Here is an 18179-nt window from a genome sequence, read left to right on the forward strand (position 1 = left end):
AGGAATTCCTATGACCGACAAACTGATTATTTTTGATACCACCTTGCGTGATGGCGAGCAGTCGCCCGGCGCCTCCATGACACGCGACGAAAAGCTGCGCATCGCGCGCCAGTTGGAACGCTTGAAGGTGGACGTTATCGAGGCGGGTTTTGCGGCCAGCTCCAACGGCGATTTTGAAGCCGTGCAGTTGATTGCGAACAACATCAAAGATTCAACAGTGTGCTCCTTGTCGCGTGCCAATGATCGCGATATTGCCCGTGCGGCAGAAGCGTTGAAAGGGGCTAATCGGGCCCGTATCCATACTTTCATCGCAACATCTCCTTTGCATATGGAGAAGAAGCTGCGCATGACGCCAGAACAGGTGCTGGAGCAAGCCAAGCAATCGGTGCGCTTTGCTCGCAATTTGGTGGCCGATATTGAATTCAGTCCTGAGGATGGTTACCGCAGCGATGTGGACTTTTTGTGCCGTGTGCTGGAGGCGGTGATCAAAGAGGGGGCCACCACGCTCAATATTCCGGACACGGTGGGCTATGCTGTGCCTGAGCTGTATGGCAATTTCATCAAAACGCTGCGCGAACGTGTGCCCAACTCGGATAAAGCCATCTGGTCTGTCCATTGCCACAACGATTTGGGTATGGCCGTAGCCAACTCATTGGCTGGTGTGAAGATTGGTGGAGCCCGCCAGATTGAGTGCACCATCAACGGTTTGGGGGAGCGGGCAGGCAATTGCAGTTTGGAAGAAGTTGTCATGGCGGTTAAAACCCGCAAAGACTACTTTGGTTTGGAGTTGGGCATCGATACCACCCACATCTTGGCAGCCAGTCGCATGGTGAGCCAGACCACAGGATTTGTCGTGCAACCGAACAAGGCCGTGGTGGGTGCCAATGCTTTTGCCCACGCATCGGGTATCCACCAAGATGGCGTACTCAAAGCCCGCGATACGTATGAAATCATGCGTGCCGAAGATGTAGGTTGGAGTGCCAACAAAATCGTGTTGGGCAAATTGAGTGGTCGCAACGCATTCAAGCAGCGTTTGCAAGAACTGGGCGTTTCTTTGGATAGCGAAACTGAGCTCAACAATGCGTTTGCCCGCTTCAAAGAACTGGCGGATCGCAAAAGTGAAATTTTTGATGAAGACATCTTGGCACTTGTCAGCGATGAAAGCGCAGCGGGTGAACAAGAGGAGTACGGTTTTGTTTCCTTGTCACAAACCAGTGAGACTGGCGAGCAACCCAAAGCCTCTATCGTCATCACTGTCGCCGGTACTGAAAAACGCAGCAGTGCCACTGGCAATGGCCCCGTGGATGCATCACTCAAAGCCATTGAATCGTTGGTGCAAAGTGGCGCTGAAATGGTCTTGTACTCGGTCAATGCCATCAGTGGTTCGACCGAGAGCCAAGGCGAGGTAACCGTGCGCCTGCAAAACAGTGGGCGGGTGGTCAACGGTGTGGGTGCAGACCCTGACATTGTTGTCGCTTCGGCCAAGGCCTATCTCAGTGCCTTGAACAAACTGCATAGCAAATCGGAGCGCGTTGCGGCCCAAGGTTGAGAAATGTATCTAAATTAACTTGAAGTTTTTACTCCAAGTTGTTGATCTTTAATCATTATCTTGAGTAAACTCAGTGCCAGTTGTTGCTGGTTAGCACGTTTATTGCGTAGCAGGCATTGAAAGGATGAAAAGCACATGAAATTGCGAGGTTTGTGCGCTGCATTAGCAGCAGGTTTGGTGGTTTGTGCTCTGTCGTCTCCTCTTGCAGTGCAAGCAAAGGAAACCAAAAAGAAGTCCAAACCTGTTGCTACTAAAGTCAGCAAAGCCAGCGCAAGCAAAGCGCATGTGCAAAAGAAGCAGGTGGCTACTAAGGCAAAGGCATCCAAAAATGCCAAGCTTACAAAGCATCAGTTGGCTGTGGCGGAGCGAAAGTCAGTACGTACGTCTGCAGCGATCATTCCAGTGCAGGCGCGTCCTTCTTACGGCAGCATTGCAGGTTTGAATAAGTCCAGTGATCCTTTGGCATTGCGCTCCAGTGTGGCTTTTGTGGTCGATCAGGACACCCACGAAGTGCTGCTGAGCAAAAACGAAAACGTCGTGTTGCCCATAGCTTCTATCACCAAGTTGATGACAGGCGTGATCATTAGCGAGGCCAAGCTGTCTATGGATGAGATGATCACGATCACCGAGGCAGATGTTGATACGGAAAAAGGCAGTAGTTCGCGCTTGAGCGTTGGTACTCAATTGAGCAGAGGTGAGTTGCTGCACTTGGCCCTGATGTCCAGTGAAAATCGTGCCGCGCATGCTTTGGGTCGAACGTTTCCAAGTGGTTTGGAGCACTTTGTCTCCTTGATGAATGCCAAAGCCACCTTCTTGGGTATGCAAGACACGCGCTATGTAGAGCCTACGGGTCTCAATAGCAAGAACCAATCGAGCGCCAAAGACTTGGCTACGTTGGTGAATTACGCATCAGCTGACCCAGTTTTGCGTGAGTTGTCTACTTCGACGGGTTACCAGGTTGAAGTGGGCAAGCGTACTTTGCAGTTCAACAACACCAACCGTCTGGTAAAGAGTCCCGCTTGGGAAATCGGTTTGCAAAAAACCGGCTATATCGTTGAGGCAGGCCAGTGTTTGGTGATGCAAGCCAAAGTTGCGGGACGCAAGCTGATCATGGTTTTCTTGGATTCAGCGGGCAAACTGAGCCGCATTGCTGACGCCGAACGCGTACGCCGCTGGGTAGAAGCGGGTGGTGCTCGCGTGCACAATCCTCCTGTGAGTTGGACCCCACGCTTGTCGGGGACCAACAACTCCAAAGGTTGATTGCTCTTGGCAGTTAGGGGTTGCCGCGGTAACCCAACTGCTGAGAAATCGTGTGAGCTGTTTCTTTCAGTTTGCCCAGCCAAGCGTCTTCTAGTCGAGAACTAGGGGCAGAAATAGACAGCCCAGCAACCAGCTGGCCTTGGTCGTCATAAATGCCTGCAGCCATGCAGCGCACGCCCAGTTCCAACTCTTCGTTGTCGTGTGCTTGGCGGTATTGCCGCACACGGCTGAGCTCTTTTTCCAGTGCGTCGATGTGGGTGATGCTGTTTTTGGTGTGGCCTTGCAAGCCGGTGCGGGTGGCATAGGCGCGTACGCGTTGCGGTTCGTCTGCGGCCAAAAAGAGTTTGCCTGTAGAGGTAAGGTGCAGTGGTGCACGACCACCAATAGCGCGTACTACTTGCATACCCGAGCGTTCACTGTAAGCACGCTCCACATAGATGATTTCATCACCTTGGCGCACGCTCAGGTTGACGGGCTGCTGAATTTGGCGATGCAGTTCACGCATGGGTTGGATGGCGACTTCGCGCACGTTCAGGCGTGCTTTGACCAGATTGCCCAGCTCCAAAAGTCTCAGTCCCAAGCGATAGCTGCCCGATTGCGGGCGCTCGACATAGCGTCCAGCAACCAAGTCGTTCAAGATCCGATGGGTTGTGGATGGGTGGAGTCCCGCCTTTTCGCTGATTTCTTTCAGCGGCATGGCCTCTTCTTTGGTTGCCAGAATGTCAATGAGCTGAAAAATGCGCTCAATGACCTGAATGCTGGGGGTGGATGGGATGTCGTTCTTATTGCTCATATTCTTCTGCGCCCTGTGATTCGCCGCCGCTTTGCCACTGCCCATTGCGCAGAAGCTGGAAACCGCGAAAGGCGGTTTTGTAGCGCATTTTGCGGCTTTGTTCTATCCAATAACCCAAGTACACATAGTCCAATCCCATGGCGCGCGCCAATTGCAATTGCCACAGTATGTTGTAGACCCCAAAGCTCGCTTGGGGGCTAGGCTCGTAAAAGGTGTAAACAGCCGAAATACCATCGTCCAATATGTCCACTATCGAGACCATCGCCAACTGATCGCTATCCCTGAATTCCAGCAAGCGGGTGTCCACACCGCTTTGCAGCAGAAACTGGGTGTACTGCTGAGGACTGTCTTCATCCATGCCCCCCCCGCTGTGTCGCGTTTGCAGGTAGCGCTGGTACAGCGCGTAATGCTCAGCATCGAAATCCAATGGTTTTTCTCGTACAGACAAATGCTGGTGCTTGCGCCATGTGCGAAGCTGCGTTCGATTGGGTTGGAAATCGTGCACAGGCAAGCGCAGAGGAGTGCATGCTTGGCAGGTATCGCAATGTGGGCGGTAGGTGAATGTTCCACTGCGACGGAAACCGTGGTGCACCAACTGCGAGTACACCGAACTGTCTATCAAGTGGCTGGGGGTTGCCACTTGTGAGCGCGCTACCTGACCTTCCAAGTAGCTGCATTCATACGGCGCGGTGGCGTAGAACTGCAGCGTGATAGTCGGCAGGTCATGCGGTTTGGTCATTGGCGGGTGAGTTGGTACAACGCGTTCCAGTATACGGGGTCAAATTGCCATACTAGAGGAGCTTGCAGACAAGCCGTAGCGATGTGTGCCAAAAACTCTGCACGATCCATTTCGGCGCCGCCTAGCGAGGCCAAATGCCGGGTATTTTGTTGGCAATCAATCCAGTCCACGCCATGGTGCAAGCACAGCCCCACCAAGGCGGCCAGAGCCACTTTGGAGGCGTCATCGGTATGGGCGAACATGGATTCGCCGTAGACGGCCTTGCCTATGGCCACGCAGTACAAGCCACCCACCATGCGGCTGTCTTCCCATACTTCTACACTGTGCGCATAGCCTGCTTGGTGCAAATCGGTGTAAGCCTCTTGCATGGCTTGCACTATCCATGTGCCATTTTGGCCTTGGCGGGGCGTGTTGGCGCAATGGTAGATAGTCTGGGCGAAGTCGCTGTCTATGCGAATGTGCCATGTTGGCTGCTTGACACAGCGCTGTTCGATGCGCTTGCGCAGGCTACGGTGCAGGCGAAACTGTGTGGGGGCCAACACCATGCGTGGATCGGTGCTCCACCACAAAATTGGTTGCCCATCGCTAAACCACGGAAAGGTGCCTTGTCGATAAGCCGCAAGCAAGCTGGCTACGTCCAAGCTGCCTCCGGCTGCCAACAGCCCGGGTGCAGGGGAGTGGGGCCCCCATGCAGTGTATGGTGTAGGGAATGAATCCCCAGGCTCTAGCCAAGGAAGCGGTGGTTCAGCGCGCACGGAAGGACTGTCTCAGAAAAAATGCAGTGTCTCTGGTCAAGAGGCTGCAGAAATAAGGTTAGAATACCAGCTTGTCGGGGCGTAGCGCAGCCTGGTAGCGCATCTGCTTTGGGAGCAGAGGGTCGCGAGTTCGAATCCCGCCGCCCCGACCAATCATTCAAAAACAAAGGCCCCTTCGAGGGCCTTTGTGCTTTCTGGTTTCACGCAATAATCGCGTGCTACCTGCCCGTAGCTCAGTCGGATAGAGCAACAGCCTTCTAAGCTGTGGGTCGGGGGTTCGATTCCCTCCGGGCAGGCCAACTGCATCAAGCCACTTCGGCAATCAGTTCAATTTCTACGCATGCCCCCATCGGAATTTGCGCAACCCCAAAAGCGCTGCGGGCGTGGGTGCCAGCCGAGGGGCCAAATACTTCGCCGAACAATTCGCTGGCGCCATTGGTGACCAAATGCTGTTCGGTGAATTCGCCGGTAGAGTTGACCAAAGACATGACTTTGACAATGCGTTTGATGCGATTGAGGTCACCCACAGCCGCGTGCAAAGTACCCAGCAAATCGATGGCGATGGCGCGTGCCGCGGCCTTGCCTTCTTCAGTGGCCATGGTTTTGCCAAGCTGACCCACCCAAGGTTTGCCATCTTTTTTGGCGATGTGGCCGCTCAAAAACACCAAATTGCCTGTTTGCACGAATGGCACATAGGCTGCTGCGGGCACTGCCACGGGAGGCAGGGTGATGCCCATTTGGTTCAGCTTGTCGTAAACGCTCATGAATGTCCTCTTTCATTAACACAGGGGAAAGCACGTATTGTCACCTGCTAGCAGGGTTGCCCAGCTGTAGCAGCCCATTGGTCATGCCAAGGCTTCTTGCTCCAACGGCATCACCGTGACCCCCACATGCAAGGTATGGCTGCCGCCTCCGTGGATGACGCCGCGCAGGGGAGACACATCGCCAAAGTCACGCCCTACCGCCACGGTGACATAGTCCTCGCCCGGGCTGGCCCACCCCCAGCGGTCGTTGGTGGGGTCTAGGTCTACCCAGCGCTGTGCTGGAGGCAAATGTTCCAAGTCCGGCACGTAAACACTGGCCCATGCGTGACTGGCATCACTGCCCACCAGCTTTTCTTGTCCTGGTGCAGGGTGGGTGAGCAGATAGCCACTCACATACCGCGCTGGTAAGCCCATGCTGCGCCAGCATGCCAGCAGTATGTGGGCAAAGTCTTGGCAGACGCCTTTGCGCTGAGCCAATGCCTCTACGGCTGGGGTGTTCACTTGCGTGCTCTGGCTTTGGTAGGTGAATTCGTGGTGGATGCGCTGCATCAATCCTACGGCCACTTCCAGCAAGGGAGTTCCACTGGCAAAACTGGGCAAAGCGTATTGCACAAACTCAGTTTGCCGAGGCACATAAGGCGATGCATACACAAACGCTGCGGCTGGATGGGCTGCTTGGTGAGTTTGGTAACGCATGGCATCGCGCAGGGTTTCCCACGGCAGACTCTTTGGAGGTGCCAGTGGCAATTCCAGCGCGTGTGTTTGCACCAAACTAGAGGCCATCACATCCAGTTCGGTGTGTGGGGTGTGTAGGGCAAAGTAACTGCGCGTGTTGCCGAAGCTGTCGGCGTGTTCGCGCACCATGGCGGGTTGGGGTTGCACCTGAAGGCTGTGTTCCAGCACCTGTTGGCCCGCGTGTTCCAGTGGATGCATGCAGGCAATGTGCTGCGCCATTTGCACGGCCGACTGGTAGTGGTACTGGGTTTGGTGGGTAATGTGCAGCAGCATCGTTAGGAGGACAGGCTTTGGTTGTCCAACCCAATGTGGGTGAAGTAGGTGGCGCTGATGTCATCGGACAGTGTGTAGGCCGATTGGATCAGCGTTTGCAGCAACTGCGTCAGTTCCTGCTGCAGCGATGGCAACTGAGGCAGCGTGGGTTGCTCATGCAACTGTAGCAATTGCTCCCACTGGCGTGGGTTGTTGATGCGTTGGGCCAGCAAGCATTCATCGGTACTGTCGCTGTCACTGAGCTTGGCTAAGCGCGAGCGCAGGGTTTTGGCCACCCATGCCAGTGAGCGTGGGTTATCGGTGTCCAGCAGCAGCAAGTCTAGCAAAGCGCCCATGTGGCGGCGCTGCTGGTACTGGCTGTGGAAGGTGATGAGGTTGTCAAACAGGCGCAGCAGGGTGTCAAAGCCTCCTTCGGACTGCAGAGCACCCGATTGCATGCCGGTATCAAGCACATGTGCCAAAAAGGCCAAGCGCTCCAAATGGCGGCCAATGCTGAGCAAGCGCCAGCCGTCATCACGTGTCATGCGGTCAGTTTGGCCACCGGTGACGGCTGCCAACTCGTCGCACAGTTGGCGCAGCGTGCGCAGGGCTTGGTGGGTGGAAAAATCACCTTGGCGCAGCAGCTCTGCGCACTGGCCGCTGAACTGCTGCTCCATGCGCACGATGGTGTTCCAGTGTTCGGGGGAGAGCCGCTGGCGCACATTGGCTGCCGCTTGGCGCAAGGCGCGGACGTTAAAGCCCACGCCCGTCACATCGTTGGAGCCCAAATGGGCTACCACACTGCGTTCAAACACCCGCTTGGCCAAGTGGGCCGACGGGGTGCCCACGGGTACCAAAGTGTTGTACTCGGCCAATTCACTGAGCCACTGCAGCAAAGTGGGGTTGGTTTGGTGCTCACTGTTGAGGGTTTCCAGTGTGATGCGTGCCAACTGGGCCGAGTTTTCGGCGCGTTCGGTGTAACGGCCTAGCCAAAACAGATTTTCAGCTGCGCGACTGGTAATCACATCGCGCTTTTGGGTATGTAGCAGGCTGTTGGGCTGTGGAAAGCGGCTGCTGTAGTCCAGTTCGCCATCGGTCAACGCCCATACGTCGGCGCTGCTGCCGCCGCGTTGCATGGCGGCGGTGTGGTCTTGCGGGTCGGCCAAGCGGGCCAAACCACCGGGCAACACACGCCATTGGGGGTGGCCTTGGGCATCCAAACCATTGGACACGGCAAACACCCGCAACAACACGGAGCGGGTGGTCATGCGACCTTGCTGCGAGGCATTGCCGGGCAGCCAAATGGGCATTTGGGACAGCGGGGCAAAGGCTTGTGCAGTGTGTTCCTCGGGTTGGCGCATGATGCGCCCAGCCCAAGTATCGAGCTGGCTTTGGCTGGTGTGCGGCCCCAACACCGCGTCCCAGCTACTGTGCTGGGCGCCAGCCGGGTAGGTCGGCTTGATGCTCATTTCGGCCAAACGCGGCAGCACTTCGTCCATGGCACTGCGCTCGCCGCACCACCAGGTGGGCAGAGAAGGCAACTCCAAAGCCTGGCCCAGCACATGCTCAGCCAGTTTGGGCAAAAAGCCCAGCAGCGCGGGTGATTCGAGGAAGCCGCTACCCGGCATATTGGCCACCAGCACGTTGCCTGCCCGAATGGCTTGTAGCAAACCGGGCACACCCAAGGTGGAGTCGGCCCGCAACTCCAGTGGATCCAAAAAGTCGTCGTCCACCCGCTTGAGCAGGCCGTGCACAGGCACCAAGCCGCGCAGGGTTTTGAGGAACACTTTTTCGTCGCGCACCAGCAGGTCGTGTCCTTCGACCAAGCTGATACCCAAGTAGCGGGCTAGGTAGGCGTGTTCGAAATAGGTTTCGTTGTAGGGGCCGGGCGTCAGCAGGGCGATATGGGCGTCGCTGCCCGCAGGGCTGTGCGCTTTAAGGCTCTCCAGCAAGGCCGTGTAAGTGCCGGCCAAGCGCTGCACCTTGAGCGCTGCAAAAGCCTGCGGAAACTGGCGCGAGATGGCTAAGCGGTTTTCCAGCAGATAGCCCAAGCCACTGGGAGCTTGGCAGCGTTGGGTCACTACCCACCAGTGGCCGTCTGGCCCCCGTGCCAAATCGAGGGCCATCACGTGCAGGCGTACCCCGCCCACCGGCTCTACGCCCGCCATGGTATGCAGGTAGCCGGGGTGGCCATGCACCAAGGCAGCGGGCAACAAGCCCTCATGCAGCAACTGCTGTGGGCCGTAGACGTCTTGCATCACATGTTCGAGCAAGCGCACGCGCTGCTGCACGCCGCTGGCCAGCTTTTGCCACTCCTGCGGCTCGACGATCAGCGGAAACAAATCCAGTGACCATGGCCGCTGTGGGCCTTTGCTGTCGGCGTACACGTTGTAGGTCACACCGTTGTCGCGGATTTGCCGCTGCAAGCTGGCCGCTTGGGCATCCAAATCGGTTCGGGTAAGGCTCTCGATTTGGTTGAAAAATTGGCCCCAAGCGCCCGTGGGGCTTGCTGAGGCTGCTATCGATTGTGTAGCGCTTGCAGCACTGGCTGCGGGGTTGCTGGCGCGCATTTCATCCCAACGACCGGGGGCTGAACGGCAGGCACGCGCCTGCGCCAGCACCGAATCGGTGTCGGGACTAGGCCACAAAGCGGCCTCTTGCGCAGCAGAAGGGGTGTCCAACGGTTTATCCATGTGGGCACCAAGTATGCCAGCAGCACCCGCCTGCAGGGCAGGCTAGCGCGAAAAATGCGCTAGCGCGGCACGATAAAGACCGATTTCTCTACCACTTGGGCTTGGTTGCCCTGTGCAGTTACTACAAAGTGAAAGTTGTGCGAACCGGCAGGCAGGCTGTCATAGGGTATCTGTACCCGTGCGGCAACCCAGCGTGCCTCGGTGGGCTCTAGGGTGATGTGGGCGTAGTCCGTCAGCACCCTGCCTTGCGGCAGGTCGTGCACCTGCAGGGTGAATTCTTGCGCGCTCTCGGTAGCGTTCATGATTTGAAGACGGTACACGTTTTCCAGATTGCCGCCTTCGGCAATGCGGGCCAGTGCGCCGCGATCGCGCACCACGTCGACTTTGAACGGACTGCGCAGCCACAGGCTCACGCCCATGGCGATGATGATGAGCCACAGAATGGCGCTGTAAATCAGCACCCGTGGACGCAGCACATGGCGCAGGATTTGTCCCCGCGTCCAGTGCTGGCGTACCGCGTTTTGGGTCGAGTATTTGACCAAGCCTCGTGGGTAGTTCAGCTTGTCCATCACGGTGTCGCACACGTCGGCGCAGGCACCACAGCCAATGCACTCGTATTGCAAGCCTTTGCGAATGTCGATGCCTGTGGGGCATACCTGTACACACAGGCTGCAGTCCACGCAGGAACCCAAACCCAGTGCTGTCGGGTCGGCTTTTTTGGAGCGGGCACCGCGCGGTTCGCCACGCTCCTCGTCGTAGGTGACGATGAGGGTGTCTTTGTCGAACATGGCGCTTTGGAAGCGGGCATAGGGGCACATGTATTTGCACACCTGCTCACGCATATAGCCTGCGTTGCCATAGGTGGCAAAGCCGTAAAACAAAATCCAAAACGTTTCCCATGGGCCGGTGGACAGGCTTAGCACTTCAGCCGCCAAATGGTCAATCGGGGTGAAGTAGCCCACCAGCGTGAATCCGGTCCACAGCCCGAACACAATCCACAGCAACTGCTTGGCTGCTTTGCGCCCAATTTTATTGGCATTCCATGGCCCCGCATCAAGTCGCATCCGGGCCGAGCGGTCGCCTTCGGTGATTTTTTCCATCCACAGGTAGAGCTCGGTGTACACGGTTTGTGGGCAGGCGTAGCCGCACCACAGGCGGCCTGCTACGGCAGTGAACAGGAACAGCGAATACGCCGATATGACCAGCAGGCCCGTGAGGTAGATGAAGTCCTGCGGATACAGCACCAAGCCAAAGATGTAGAAGCGACGCGCCTCCAAATCAAATAGCACGGCTTGGCGTTGGCCCCATTCCAGCCATGGAAGGCCGTAAAAGACGATTTGCGTGATCCACACCATGACCCAGCGCCAGCGGGCAAACGTGCCCATGACGCTGCGGGGGTAAATTTTCTGCTGGGCAGCGTAGAGCGAGACCCCATCGTCGTCAGGCACGACGGCTTGAATAGGAATGACTTTTGGCTCAATAGAATCGCTCACACAAACCCCCGGGTATCAGATTGGGTATGTCCAGTCTAATACCCGGCTGGGTATGTGGTGTTGATGCATGTCAATGCGCGAAGGCGCAGTGGCCAAGGTTTAGTGGGCCAAGATGCGTGACAGGAATTCTTGGGCGCGGGCTGGGCGCTCGCTGATATTGCCAAAAAAGGCTTCGGTCGCGCAGTCTTCCAAAATGCGGCCTTGATCCATGAAGATCACGCGGCTGCTCACTTTGCGGGCAAAACCCATTTCGTGCGTCACGCACATCATGGTCATGCCTTCACGGGCCAGTTGCACCATCACGTCCAGCACTTCGCTCACCATTTCGGGATCCAGGGCAGAGGTGGGCTCGTCAAACAGCATCACGGTCGGGTCCATGCACAAAGCGCGGGCAATGGCCACGCGCTGCTGCTGACCACCCGAGAGTTGGCTGGGGAACTTGTGCAAATGCGCCAGCATGCCCACGCGCTCCAGCGTTTGCTTGGCGCGTTCTTGCGCCTGCGCGCTGTTGCGGCCTAGCACCTGTTTTTGTGCCAAGGTCAGGTTTTCTTCTACCGTCAGGTGGGCAAACAACTCAAAGTGTTGGAACACCATGCCCACTTTGGCGCGCAAGGCGGGCAAGTGGGTGGCGGGGTCGCGCAGCGACTGGCCGTTGACGATGATGTCGCCTTCGTCAAACCCTTCCAGCGCGTTCACCGTTTTGATGAGTGTGGATTTGCCTGAACCCGAGGGGCCGCACACCACAATCACTTCGCCCTTGGACACTTGTACCGAGCAGTTGGACAAGGCTTGGAAGCTGCTGTAGCGTTTGCTGACGTTGCGGATGTCGATCATGGGGGCGGATGAGCCCGGTGCAACTGCAGTGGTCATGGTCATTTCAGGGTGGTTTTGGCCCATTGCTGGATGGCAGCAATGTCGTCGGGGCGGGTGCGGCAGCAGCCGCCGATCAGGCGAGCCCCCTTGGCGTGCCAGCGGCTGGCTTGCTCGGCAAAGTGCGAGGCGCTGGCGTCGCCATGCCAGGTTTTGCTGGTGGCGTCGTAGTGCTCGCCCGTGTTGGGGTAGACCAAGAGCGGCTTGCTGGTGTGGCCTTGCATATGTTCCAAGAGGGCTGGTATGTGCTCGGGGGCGGTGCAGTTCACGCCCACGGCAACCACTTGGGCAAAACCATCAAGGGCTGCCACGCACTCGGCCATGCTTTCGCCTTGGCTGTTGTGTTGGCCATCCCGGCAAGAGAAGCTGATCCACGCGCTGGCTTGTGGGAACTCTGCCAGCAAGCGGGCGATGGCACGCGCTTCGGCCAGGCACGGAATGGTCTCGCACGCCAGCAAGTCGGCGCCAGCCTCGGCCAGCACTTTCAGGCGCGGGCGGTGAAAGGCCATCAGCGCTTCTTCGTCCAACCCATAGTTGCCGGTGTATTCGGAGCCATTGGCCAGCATGGCTCCATAGGGGCCCACCGATGCGGCGATCAAAGGCTTGTTGCGACCTACCCGGTTGGCGGGTTCGGCCCAGAAAGCATCGCGCGCTTGGGCGGCCAACTCGACCGATAAGCGCATCAGCTTGGCGGTGTCTGCATCGCTCAGGCCACGGCGGGCAAAGGCCTCGAAAGTGGCTTGGTAACTCGATGTGGTGGCCACATCGGCACCGCTTTGGAAGTAGTCGTAGTGGACTTGGCGAATCAGGTCGGGCTGTTCGAGCAAGAGCTTGGCGGACCACAGTGGGTCTTTGATGTCCGCGCCCCGGCGCTCTAGCTCGGTGCCCAGTGCGCCGTCCAAAATCAACAAAGGACGGCGGCTCAGAAATTCTTGAATAGCGTGCATGAAAAAACGGGGTTGCAGCGTGCCTTAGCGGCCACGGGCGTAAGAGGGGGCTTCTAGGCGTTTGGCCAGCATGGACAAGACCCATGTCAGCAGCAAGTACAGGGCCGATATGGCCAAGTACGGTTCCCAGTAGCGCGAATACGCGCCAGCCACCGTGCGGGCGGCCATGGCCAACTCCAGCAGGCCAATGGCCGAGACCAGCGACGAGTCTTTGACTAGCGCAATGGATTCGTTCACCAGCGCAGGCACCATGCGGCGAAAGGCTTGGGGCAACACCACAAAGCGCATGCCTTGCCAAGGCGTCATGCCCAAGCTCAGGGCAGCCGCCGTTTGGCCGCCGTGGATGCTTTGGATACCAGCGCGGAAAATTTCAGAGATGTAGGCCCCCGCGTTCAAGCTCAAAGCCAACGCGCCAGAAAAGAAGGCACCGTGGTTTTGGCGGAATTCGCGGGCTATATCGCCGTGCAACAGCAGCCCCGTATCGGGGTGGATGAGCACGGGCATCAGTGCAAAGTGCACCAGCAAAATTTGCACAAACAAGGGTGTGCCACGAAAGAACGTGACGTAGGCAGTGGTCAGCACGCGCAGCAAGCGCATGCCCCACTGCAGCAAGAGGTTGGGTCGGGAGGGACGCAGCGCGTCGGTGTTGATCAAGCCAACCCCGACGCCCAGCACCAGGCCTGCGGCAATGGCAATGACGGTTAATTGCACCGTCATCCACAACCCTTGGACAAACAAAGGGCCATAGCCAGCCAAAATATCCCAGCGCATGTTCATCTCTGCGTACCTCCTAACAACTGCCCCTTTTTACAGCCAACGCTTACTTGGCTGCGCCTTTGAAGTACTGCTCGTAAATCTTTTGGTAAGTGCCATCGGCCTTGATTGCAGCCAAACCTTCGTTGAGTTTCTTGAGCAAATCAGCGTTGCCCTTCTTCACCACGATGCCGTATTGCTCCAAAGCGAAAGTCTTGTCGTTGATGGACTTGAATTTGGCGTCGGGGTTGTTGGACACGTAGTTTTCCACCACGCCGTTGTCCGCCACCACAGCGTCCACGCCACCAGCGGCCAATTCACTCAAAGCCAAGGGGATGGACTCAAAGCGCTTGATATTGGCGCTGTCCTTGCCTTGCAGCTTGACGACCACTTCTTCACCGGTGGTGGAGGTCTGCACGCCCACCTTGGCTTTTTTCAGATCGGCCAGCTTGGTGACCTTGGACTTTTCGGGCACTGCGATCAACTGGTGGGCATCAAAGTAAGGATCCGAGAAGTCCAGCGTCTGTTTGCGCTCGTCGGTGATGGTGACGGCAGAAACCAAGATGTCGCGGTCGCCTTGGGACAGCGCGTTGAAAGCACCTTCCCATGGGGTGGAGACAAATTCCACGTTCAAGCCAGCTTTGGCAGCCACGGCTTTGACCACATCGATATCAAAACCAACGATTTCACCCTTTTCATTTTGGTATTCAAAGGGAGCGTAAGTGGGATCAGTGCCAACCTTCAGTGCAGCAGGGGCTGCAGGAGCGGGAGCTGCTGCGGGTGCTGGGGCTGCAGCAGGGGCAGCGGCTTCGGGAGCGGGCTTGCTGCAAGCGGCCAACAAAATACCAGCAGATGCTGCAGCCAGAGACAAAGCGATACGACGGGAAATCAACATGGTGTTTGCCGTGGAACGGCCTCCTGTTAGGAAGAAAAAGAGCGGCAATTATGCGCCTGTGAAACGCTTGCCGCTCTCCGGTGAGCTAGGGTAGTAGCTCGATTTTCACATTTGCTAATGCCCTTTGTGTACCATCTATCCTGTTTTAAGCGCCCTCGCGCAAGTCCAGCGTGAAGGGGAACTCCTTGCTGCCCGGCACGCCAATGGTGGCTGGAGGGATGACCATAGTGGATGGCGTGTGGCCCATGGCCGCAAAGCGCGCCAGGCGGCGGCTCTCGGCCTCGTAGCTGTTGATGGGGAAGCTGTCGTAATTGCGCCCGCCGGGATGGGCCACGAAGTACTGGCAACCGCCCACCGAGCGCTTGTTCCAAGTGTCCACCACGTCCAGCGTGAGCGGGGCGTGCACGCCAATGCTGGGGTGCAAGCTGCTGGGCGGGTTCCACGCTTTGAAGCGCACCCCGGCCACGTATTCACCCGCCACGCCCGTAGGCTGCAGGGGCACAGCACGGCCATTGCACGTGAGCACGTAGCGGCTTTGGTTAAAGCCCGTCACGCGCACTTCGATGCGCTCTAGGCTCGAATCCACATAGCGGGCGGTGCCGCCAGCGGTGCTTTCCTCGCCCATCACATGCCACGGCTCCAAGGCATTGCGCAGGTGCACTTGCACGCCACTGGTGGTGAAGCTGCCCACATGCGGGAAGCGGAACTCCAAGTGCGGGGCAAACCAGCTGGTGTCAAAGTCATAGCCTGCCGAGCGCATGTCGGCCACCACATCGGCCATGTCCATCTGGATGAAGGTAGGCAGCATGAAGCGGTCGTGCAACTCCGTGCCCCAGCGGGTGGCCGGGGCGCGGTAGGGCTCTTTCCAGAAGCGGGCCACCAAAGCGCGCAGCAGCAACTGCTGTACGCAGCTCATGTGGGCGTGGGGCGGCATTTCAAACGCACGCAACTCCAAGAGGCCCAGACGCCCAGTGGACGAATCGGGCGAGAACATCTTGTCGATGGAGAACTCGCTGCGGTGGGTGTTGCCCGTCACGTCGATGAGGATGTTGCGCAGCGTGCGATCCACCAACCACGGTGGCATGTTTTGGCCGTATTTCTCGCGGTTGGCGTGGATTTGCTGCAGCGCAATCTCCAGTTCGTACAACTGGTCATTGCGTGCTTCGTCCACACGGGGTGACTGGCTGGTAGGCCCGATGAACATACCGCTGAACAAATAGCTCAGCGCCGGGTGGTTGTGCCAGTACAGCAGCAGGCTGGCCAGCATCTCGGGCTTGCGCAGGAAGGGGCTGTCTGCAGGCGTTGCCCCGCCCAGCACGAAGTGGTTGCCGCCGCCTGTGCCGGTGTGGCGGCCATCGAGCATGAATTTCTCGGCCGACAGGCGCGACTCAAAAGCAGCTTTGTACAAAAACTCGGTGTTGTAGACCAAATCGCCCCAGGTAGCGACGGGGTGGATATTGACCTCGATCACACCGGGGTCGGGCGTGACTTGCAGCAGCTTGAGGCGCGGATCGCGTGGGGGCGGGTAGCCCTCCAGCACGATTTGCATGCCCAGCGTAGCCGCCGTGCGCTCCACGGCAGCCAGCAGGTTCAGGTAGTCCTCCAGCCGCTCCAGCGGGGGCATGAATACATACAGCACGCCCGATGCACTGCCCTGAGCCTCGGCCTTGGGGCCATTGGCGCGGCGGGGGTCGCGCACCTCCACCGACAAGGCCGTACGCGTCACCCAGTGGGCGGACTCCTGTGCTGCGGGCATGGCCGTGCTCTCGCGCAGTCCCGGCGCGGGAATGTGGGCAATCTGCTGGCGCGGAGGCAGTGGCTGGCGTGGCTCGGTGGGGTCGCGCTCCACCATATAGGGGTAGTCCCCCTTGCTGGTCCATGGCAGAGAATCGAGCGGCAGGCGGTAGCCCATGGGCGAGTCGCCGGGGATGAGGTACATGCGCTCATCGCGGAAGAACCAAGGGCCCGTCACCCAGCGCGTGCCTGCCAGCGGGGTATTGCTCGTGTGGTTAGAGCTGTCGGCACGCAGCGGCAGCACATAGCCCACCACGTGCTCCAGCCCTTGGCGGAACACGCGGCCCAAGCGAGCCCGCTCCATGGGGTCGCTCAGGCGCGATTCAAACGGGTCTACGTTGACCGGCAAGCGGCGCTCGCGCCACAGGTAGTACCACGTGTCCTCGTAGCCCGGCTGGATGAAGTCGGGCGTGATTTGCAACTGCTGCGCCAGTTCGTGGATGAAGCGCTGCCCATCCGCACTGGTGTACTGGGTGGGGTAGCGCTCATCGCAAAACAGCGCCGGGTTGCTCCAGATGGGCTGCTTGTCCTCGCGCCAGTAAATGGACAGCGCCCAGCGCGGCAGTTGCTCACCGGGGTACCACTTGCCTTGGCCAAAGTGCAAAAAGCCGCCTTCGCCATATTCCTTGCGCAGTTTGTGCGTCAGTTCGGTGGCAAAGCCGCGTTTGGTCGGGCCCAGTGCATCGGTATTCCATTCGGGGGCGTCACGGTCATTCACCGCCACAAAGGTGGGCTCACCACCCATGGTCAGGCGCACATCGCTCTGTTGCAGTTCGCGGTCTACGGTGTGGCCCAGTTGGTTGATGGCATCCCACTGCTCGGCGCTGTAGGGCTTGGTCACGCGGGGCGACTCGTACACGCGGGTCACGCGCATCTCGTGGCCAAACTCCACCTCGCATTTGTCCACGCCCCCTTCGATGGGGGCTGCGCTCGATGGCTGGGGCGTGCAGGCCAGCGGAATGTGGCCTTCACCCGCCAGCAGGCCGCTGGTGGCGTCCAAACCAATCCAGCCCGCGCCGGGCAGGTAGACCTCGCACCAGGCGTGCAGGTCGGTAAAGTCCACCTCGGTACCGCTGGGGCCGTCGAGCGACTTCACATCGGGTGCCAGTTGGATCAGGTAGCCCGACACAAAGCGCGCTGCCAAACCCAGGTTGCGCAGCAGTTGCACCAAGAGCCAAGCCGAGTCGCGGCAGGAACCGCTGGCGAGCTTGAGCGTTTCCTCAGGCGTTTGCACGCCGGGCTCTAGGCGGATGGTGTAGTTCACCGCGTGGTGAACCAACTGGTTGAGGCCCACCAAAAAGTCGATGGTGCGCTGTTCTTTGCGATCTACCTTGGCCAAAAACTTTTTCAGCAAGGGCGTGAGCGGATCGGCCACCAAGTAGGGCGCCAGCTCTTGTTTGAGGCTGTCTTTGTAGGCAAACGGCACCGTCTCTGCGCCGGGCTCCAAGAAGAAGTCAAACGGGTTGTAGACCGCCATTTCCACCACCAAGTCCACCGTGACTTTGAAGCGGGTGGTTTTTTCAGGGAACACCAAGCGGGCTTGGTAGTTGGCAAACGGGTCTTGCTGCCAGTTGATGAAGTGGTTCTCTGGCTCGACCTTGAGCGAGTAGCTGATGATGTTGCTGCGGCAATGCGGGGCAGGGCGCAGGCGGATGATTTGGGGACCTAAGTTAACGGGGCGGTCGTACTCGTAACTGGTGACGTGGTGCAGCGCGGCGTGAATCGACATGGGTAAACCTATTCTCCTGACGCAAAAAACTAGGCAAGTTCTGTGCCCAGCGGTTAGGGATCATAGCGGTGGTGTGTTGGCGGGAGTTACGCCTTGCAGCCGCAGGTTTTCTGACACTAGGTAGCGTCGCATAGAAGTGATCCAGCCAATTGGCGGCT

General features: G+C 58.3%; 14 protein-coding genes and 2 tRNA genes. 4 read left to right on the forward strand and 12 right to left on the reverse strand.

Annotated features, from left to right (window positions below; translation table 11 throughout):
• The first annotated feature begins 10 nt into the window (after positions 1-10).
• Together KIK84_RS01910 and KIK84_RS01915 are read left to right on the forward strand one after the other, a co-directional pair.
• Positions 11-1549 (forward strand): 2-isopropylmalate synthase, encoded by a 1539-nt coding sequence (locus tag KIK84_RS01910; RefSeq protein ID WP_214121288.1) that lies wholly within the window; start codon positions 11-13, stop codon positions 1547-1549.
• Positions 1550-1756: 207 nt separating this feature from the next.
• A complete protein-coding gene (locus tag KIK84_RS01915; protein ID WP_349815892.1) occupies positions 1757-2809 on the forward strand; it encodes a D-alanyl-D-alanine carboxypeptidase family protein in 1053 nt (350 codons plus the stop codon).
• Positions 2810-2822: 13 nt separating this feature from the next.
• Here the strand turns inward: KIK84_RS01915 and KIK84_RS01920 are convergent, their stop codons facing one another.
• From KIK84_RS01920 to aat, 3 genes are read right to left on the reverse strand one after another with little or no spacing between them, the layout of a single operon-like run.
• On the reverse strand, positions 2823-3602 hold the full coding sequence (locus KIK84_RS01920; RefSeq protein WP_214121290.1) for an IclR family transcriptional regulator: 780 nt from the start codon (positions 3600-3602) through the stop codon (positions 2823-2825).
• The gene (locus KIK84_RS01925) at positions 3592-4341 is read right to left on the reverse strand and encodes an arginyltransferase (RefSeq protein ID WP_214121291.1); all 750 of its coding nucleotides are present in this window, start codon (positions 4339-4341) and stop codon (positions 3592-3594) included. The genes KIK84_RS01920 and KIK84_RS01925 overlap by 11 nt, the downstream gene beginning before the upstream one ends.
• The gene (gene aat, locus KIK84_RS01930; RefSeq protein WP_214121292.1) at positions 4338-5096 is read right to left on the reverse strand and encodes a leucyl/phenylalanyl-tRNA--protein transferase; all 759 of its coding nucleotides are present in this window, start codon (positions 5094-5096) and stop codon (positions 4338-4340) included. Before aat ends, KIK84_RS01925 begins: the two co-directional genes overlap by 4 nt.
• A gap of 75 nt (positions 5097-5171) precedes the next feature.
• On the opposite strand from aat, the gene KIK84_RS01935 reads away from it, so the two are divergent.
• A tRNA-Pro gene (locus KIK84_RS01935) sits at positions 5172-5248 on the forward strand.
• A 70-nt stretch (positions 5249-5318) separates the two neighbouring features.
• Positions 5319-5395 (forward strand) — tRNA-Arg (locus tag KIK84_RS01940).
• 6 nt (positions 5396-5401) lie between these two features.
• Here the strand turns inward: KIK84_RS01940 and KIK84_RS01945 are convergent.
• From KIK84_RS01945 to KIK84_RS01985, 9 genes are all read right to left on the reverse strand, one after another.
• Complete coding sequence (locus KIK84_RS01945) at positions 5402-5860, reverse strand: RidA family protein (protein WP_214121293.1); 459 nt, start codon at positions 5858-5860, stop codon at positions 5402-5404.
• Positions 5861-5941: 81 nt separating this feature from the next.
• A complete protein-coding gene (locus tag KIK84_RS01950; protein ID WP_214121294.1) occupies positions 5942-6868 on the reverse strand; it encodes a transglutaminase family protein in 927 nt (308 codons plus the stop codon).
• Between the two features lie 2 nt (positions 6869-6870).
• On the reverse strand, positions 6871-9540 hold the full coding sequence (locus tag KIK84_RS01955) for a circularly permuted type 2 ATP-grasp protein (RefSeq protein WP_214121295.1): 2670 nt from the start codon (positions 9538-9540) through the stop codon (positions 6871-6873).
• A gap of 59 nt (positions 9541-9599) precedes the next feature.
• A complete protein-coding gene (ccoG, locus tag KIK84_RS01960; protein ID WP_502757530.1) occupies positions 9600-11033 on the reverse strand; it encodes a cytochrome c oxidase accessory protein CcoG in 1434 nt (477 codons plus the stop codon).
• 99 nt (positions 11034-11132) lie between these two features.
• Entirely contained in the window at positions 11133-11867 is a 735-nt protein-coding gene (locus KIK84_RS01965) for an amino acid ABC transporter ATP-binding protein (protein WP_214121576.1), read from the reverse strand.
• A 38-nt stretch (positions 11868-11905) separates the two neighbouring features.
• Positions 11906-12850 carry a homocysteine S-methyltransferase gene (gene mmuM / locus KIK84_RS01970; protein ID WP_214121296.1) on the reverse strand — a complete coding sequence of 315 codons (945 nt, stop codon included), beginning with the start codon at positions 12848-12850 and terminating at the stop codon, positions 11906-11908.
• A 24-nt stretch (positions 12851-12874) separates the two neighbouring features.
• Positions 12875-13627, reverse strand: coding sequence for an amino acid ABC transporter permease (locus KIK84_RS01975; RefSeq protein ID WP_214121297.1), 753 nt, complete (start codon positions 13625-13627; stop codon positions 12875-12877).
• Positions 13628-13670: 43 nt separating this feature from the next.
• Entirely contained in the window at positions 13671-14498 is an 828-nt protein-coding gene (locus KIK84_RS01980; protein WP_214121298.1) for a basic amino acid ABC transporter substrate-binding protein, read from the reverse strand.
• 145 nt (positions 14499-14643) lie between these two features.
• On the reverse strand, positions 14644-18021 hold the full coding sequence (locus KIK84_RS01985) for a transglutaminase family protein (protein WP_214121299.1): 3378 nt from the start codon (positions 18019-18021) through the stop codon (positions 14644-14646).
• Positions 18022-18179 lie beyond the last annotated feature (158 nt).

This window comes from Curvibacter sp. CHRR-16, assembly GCF_018474005.1.
In the GTDB taxonomy this organism is placed as follows: Bacteria; Pseudomonadota; Gammaproteobacteria; order Burkholderiales; family Burkholderiaceae_C; genus Allorhodoferax.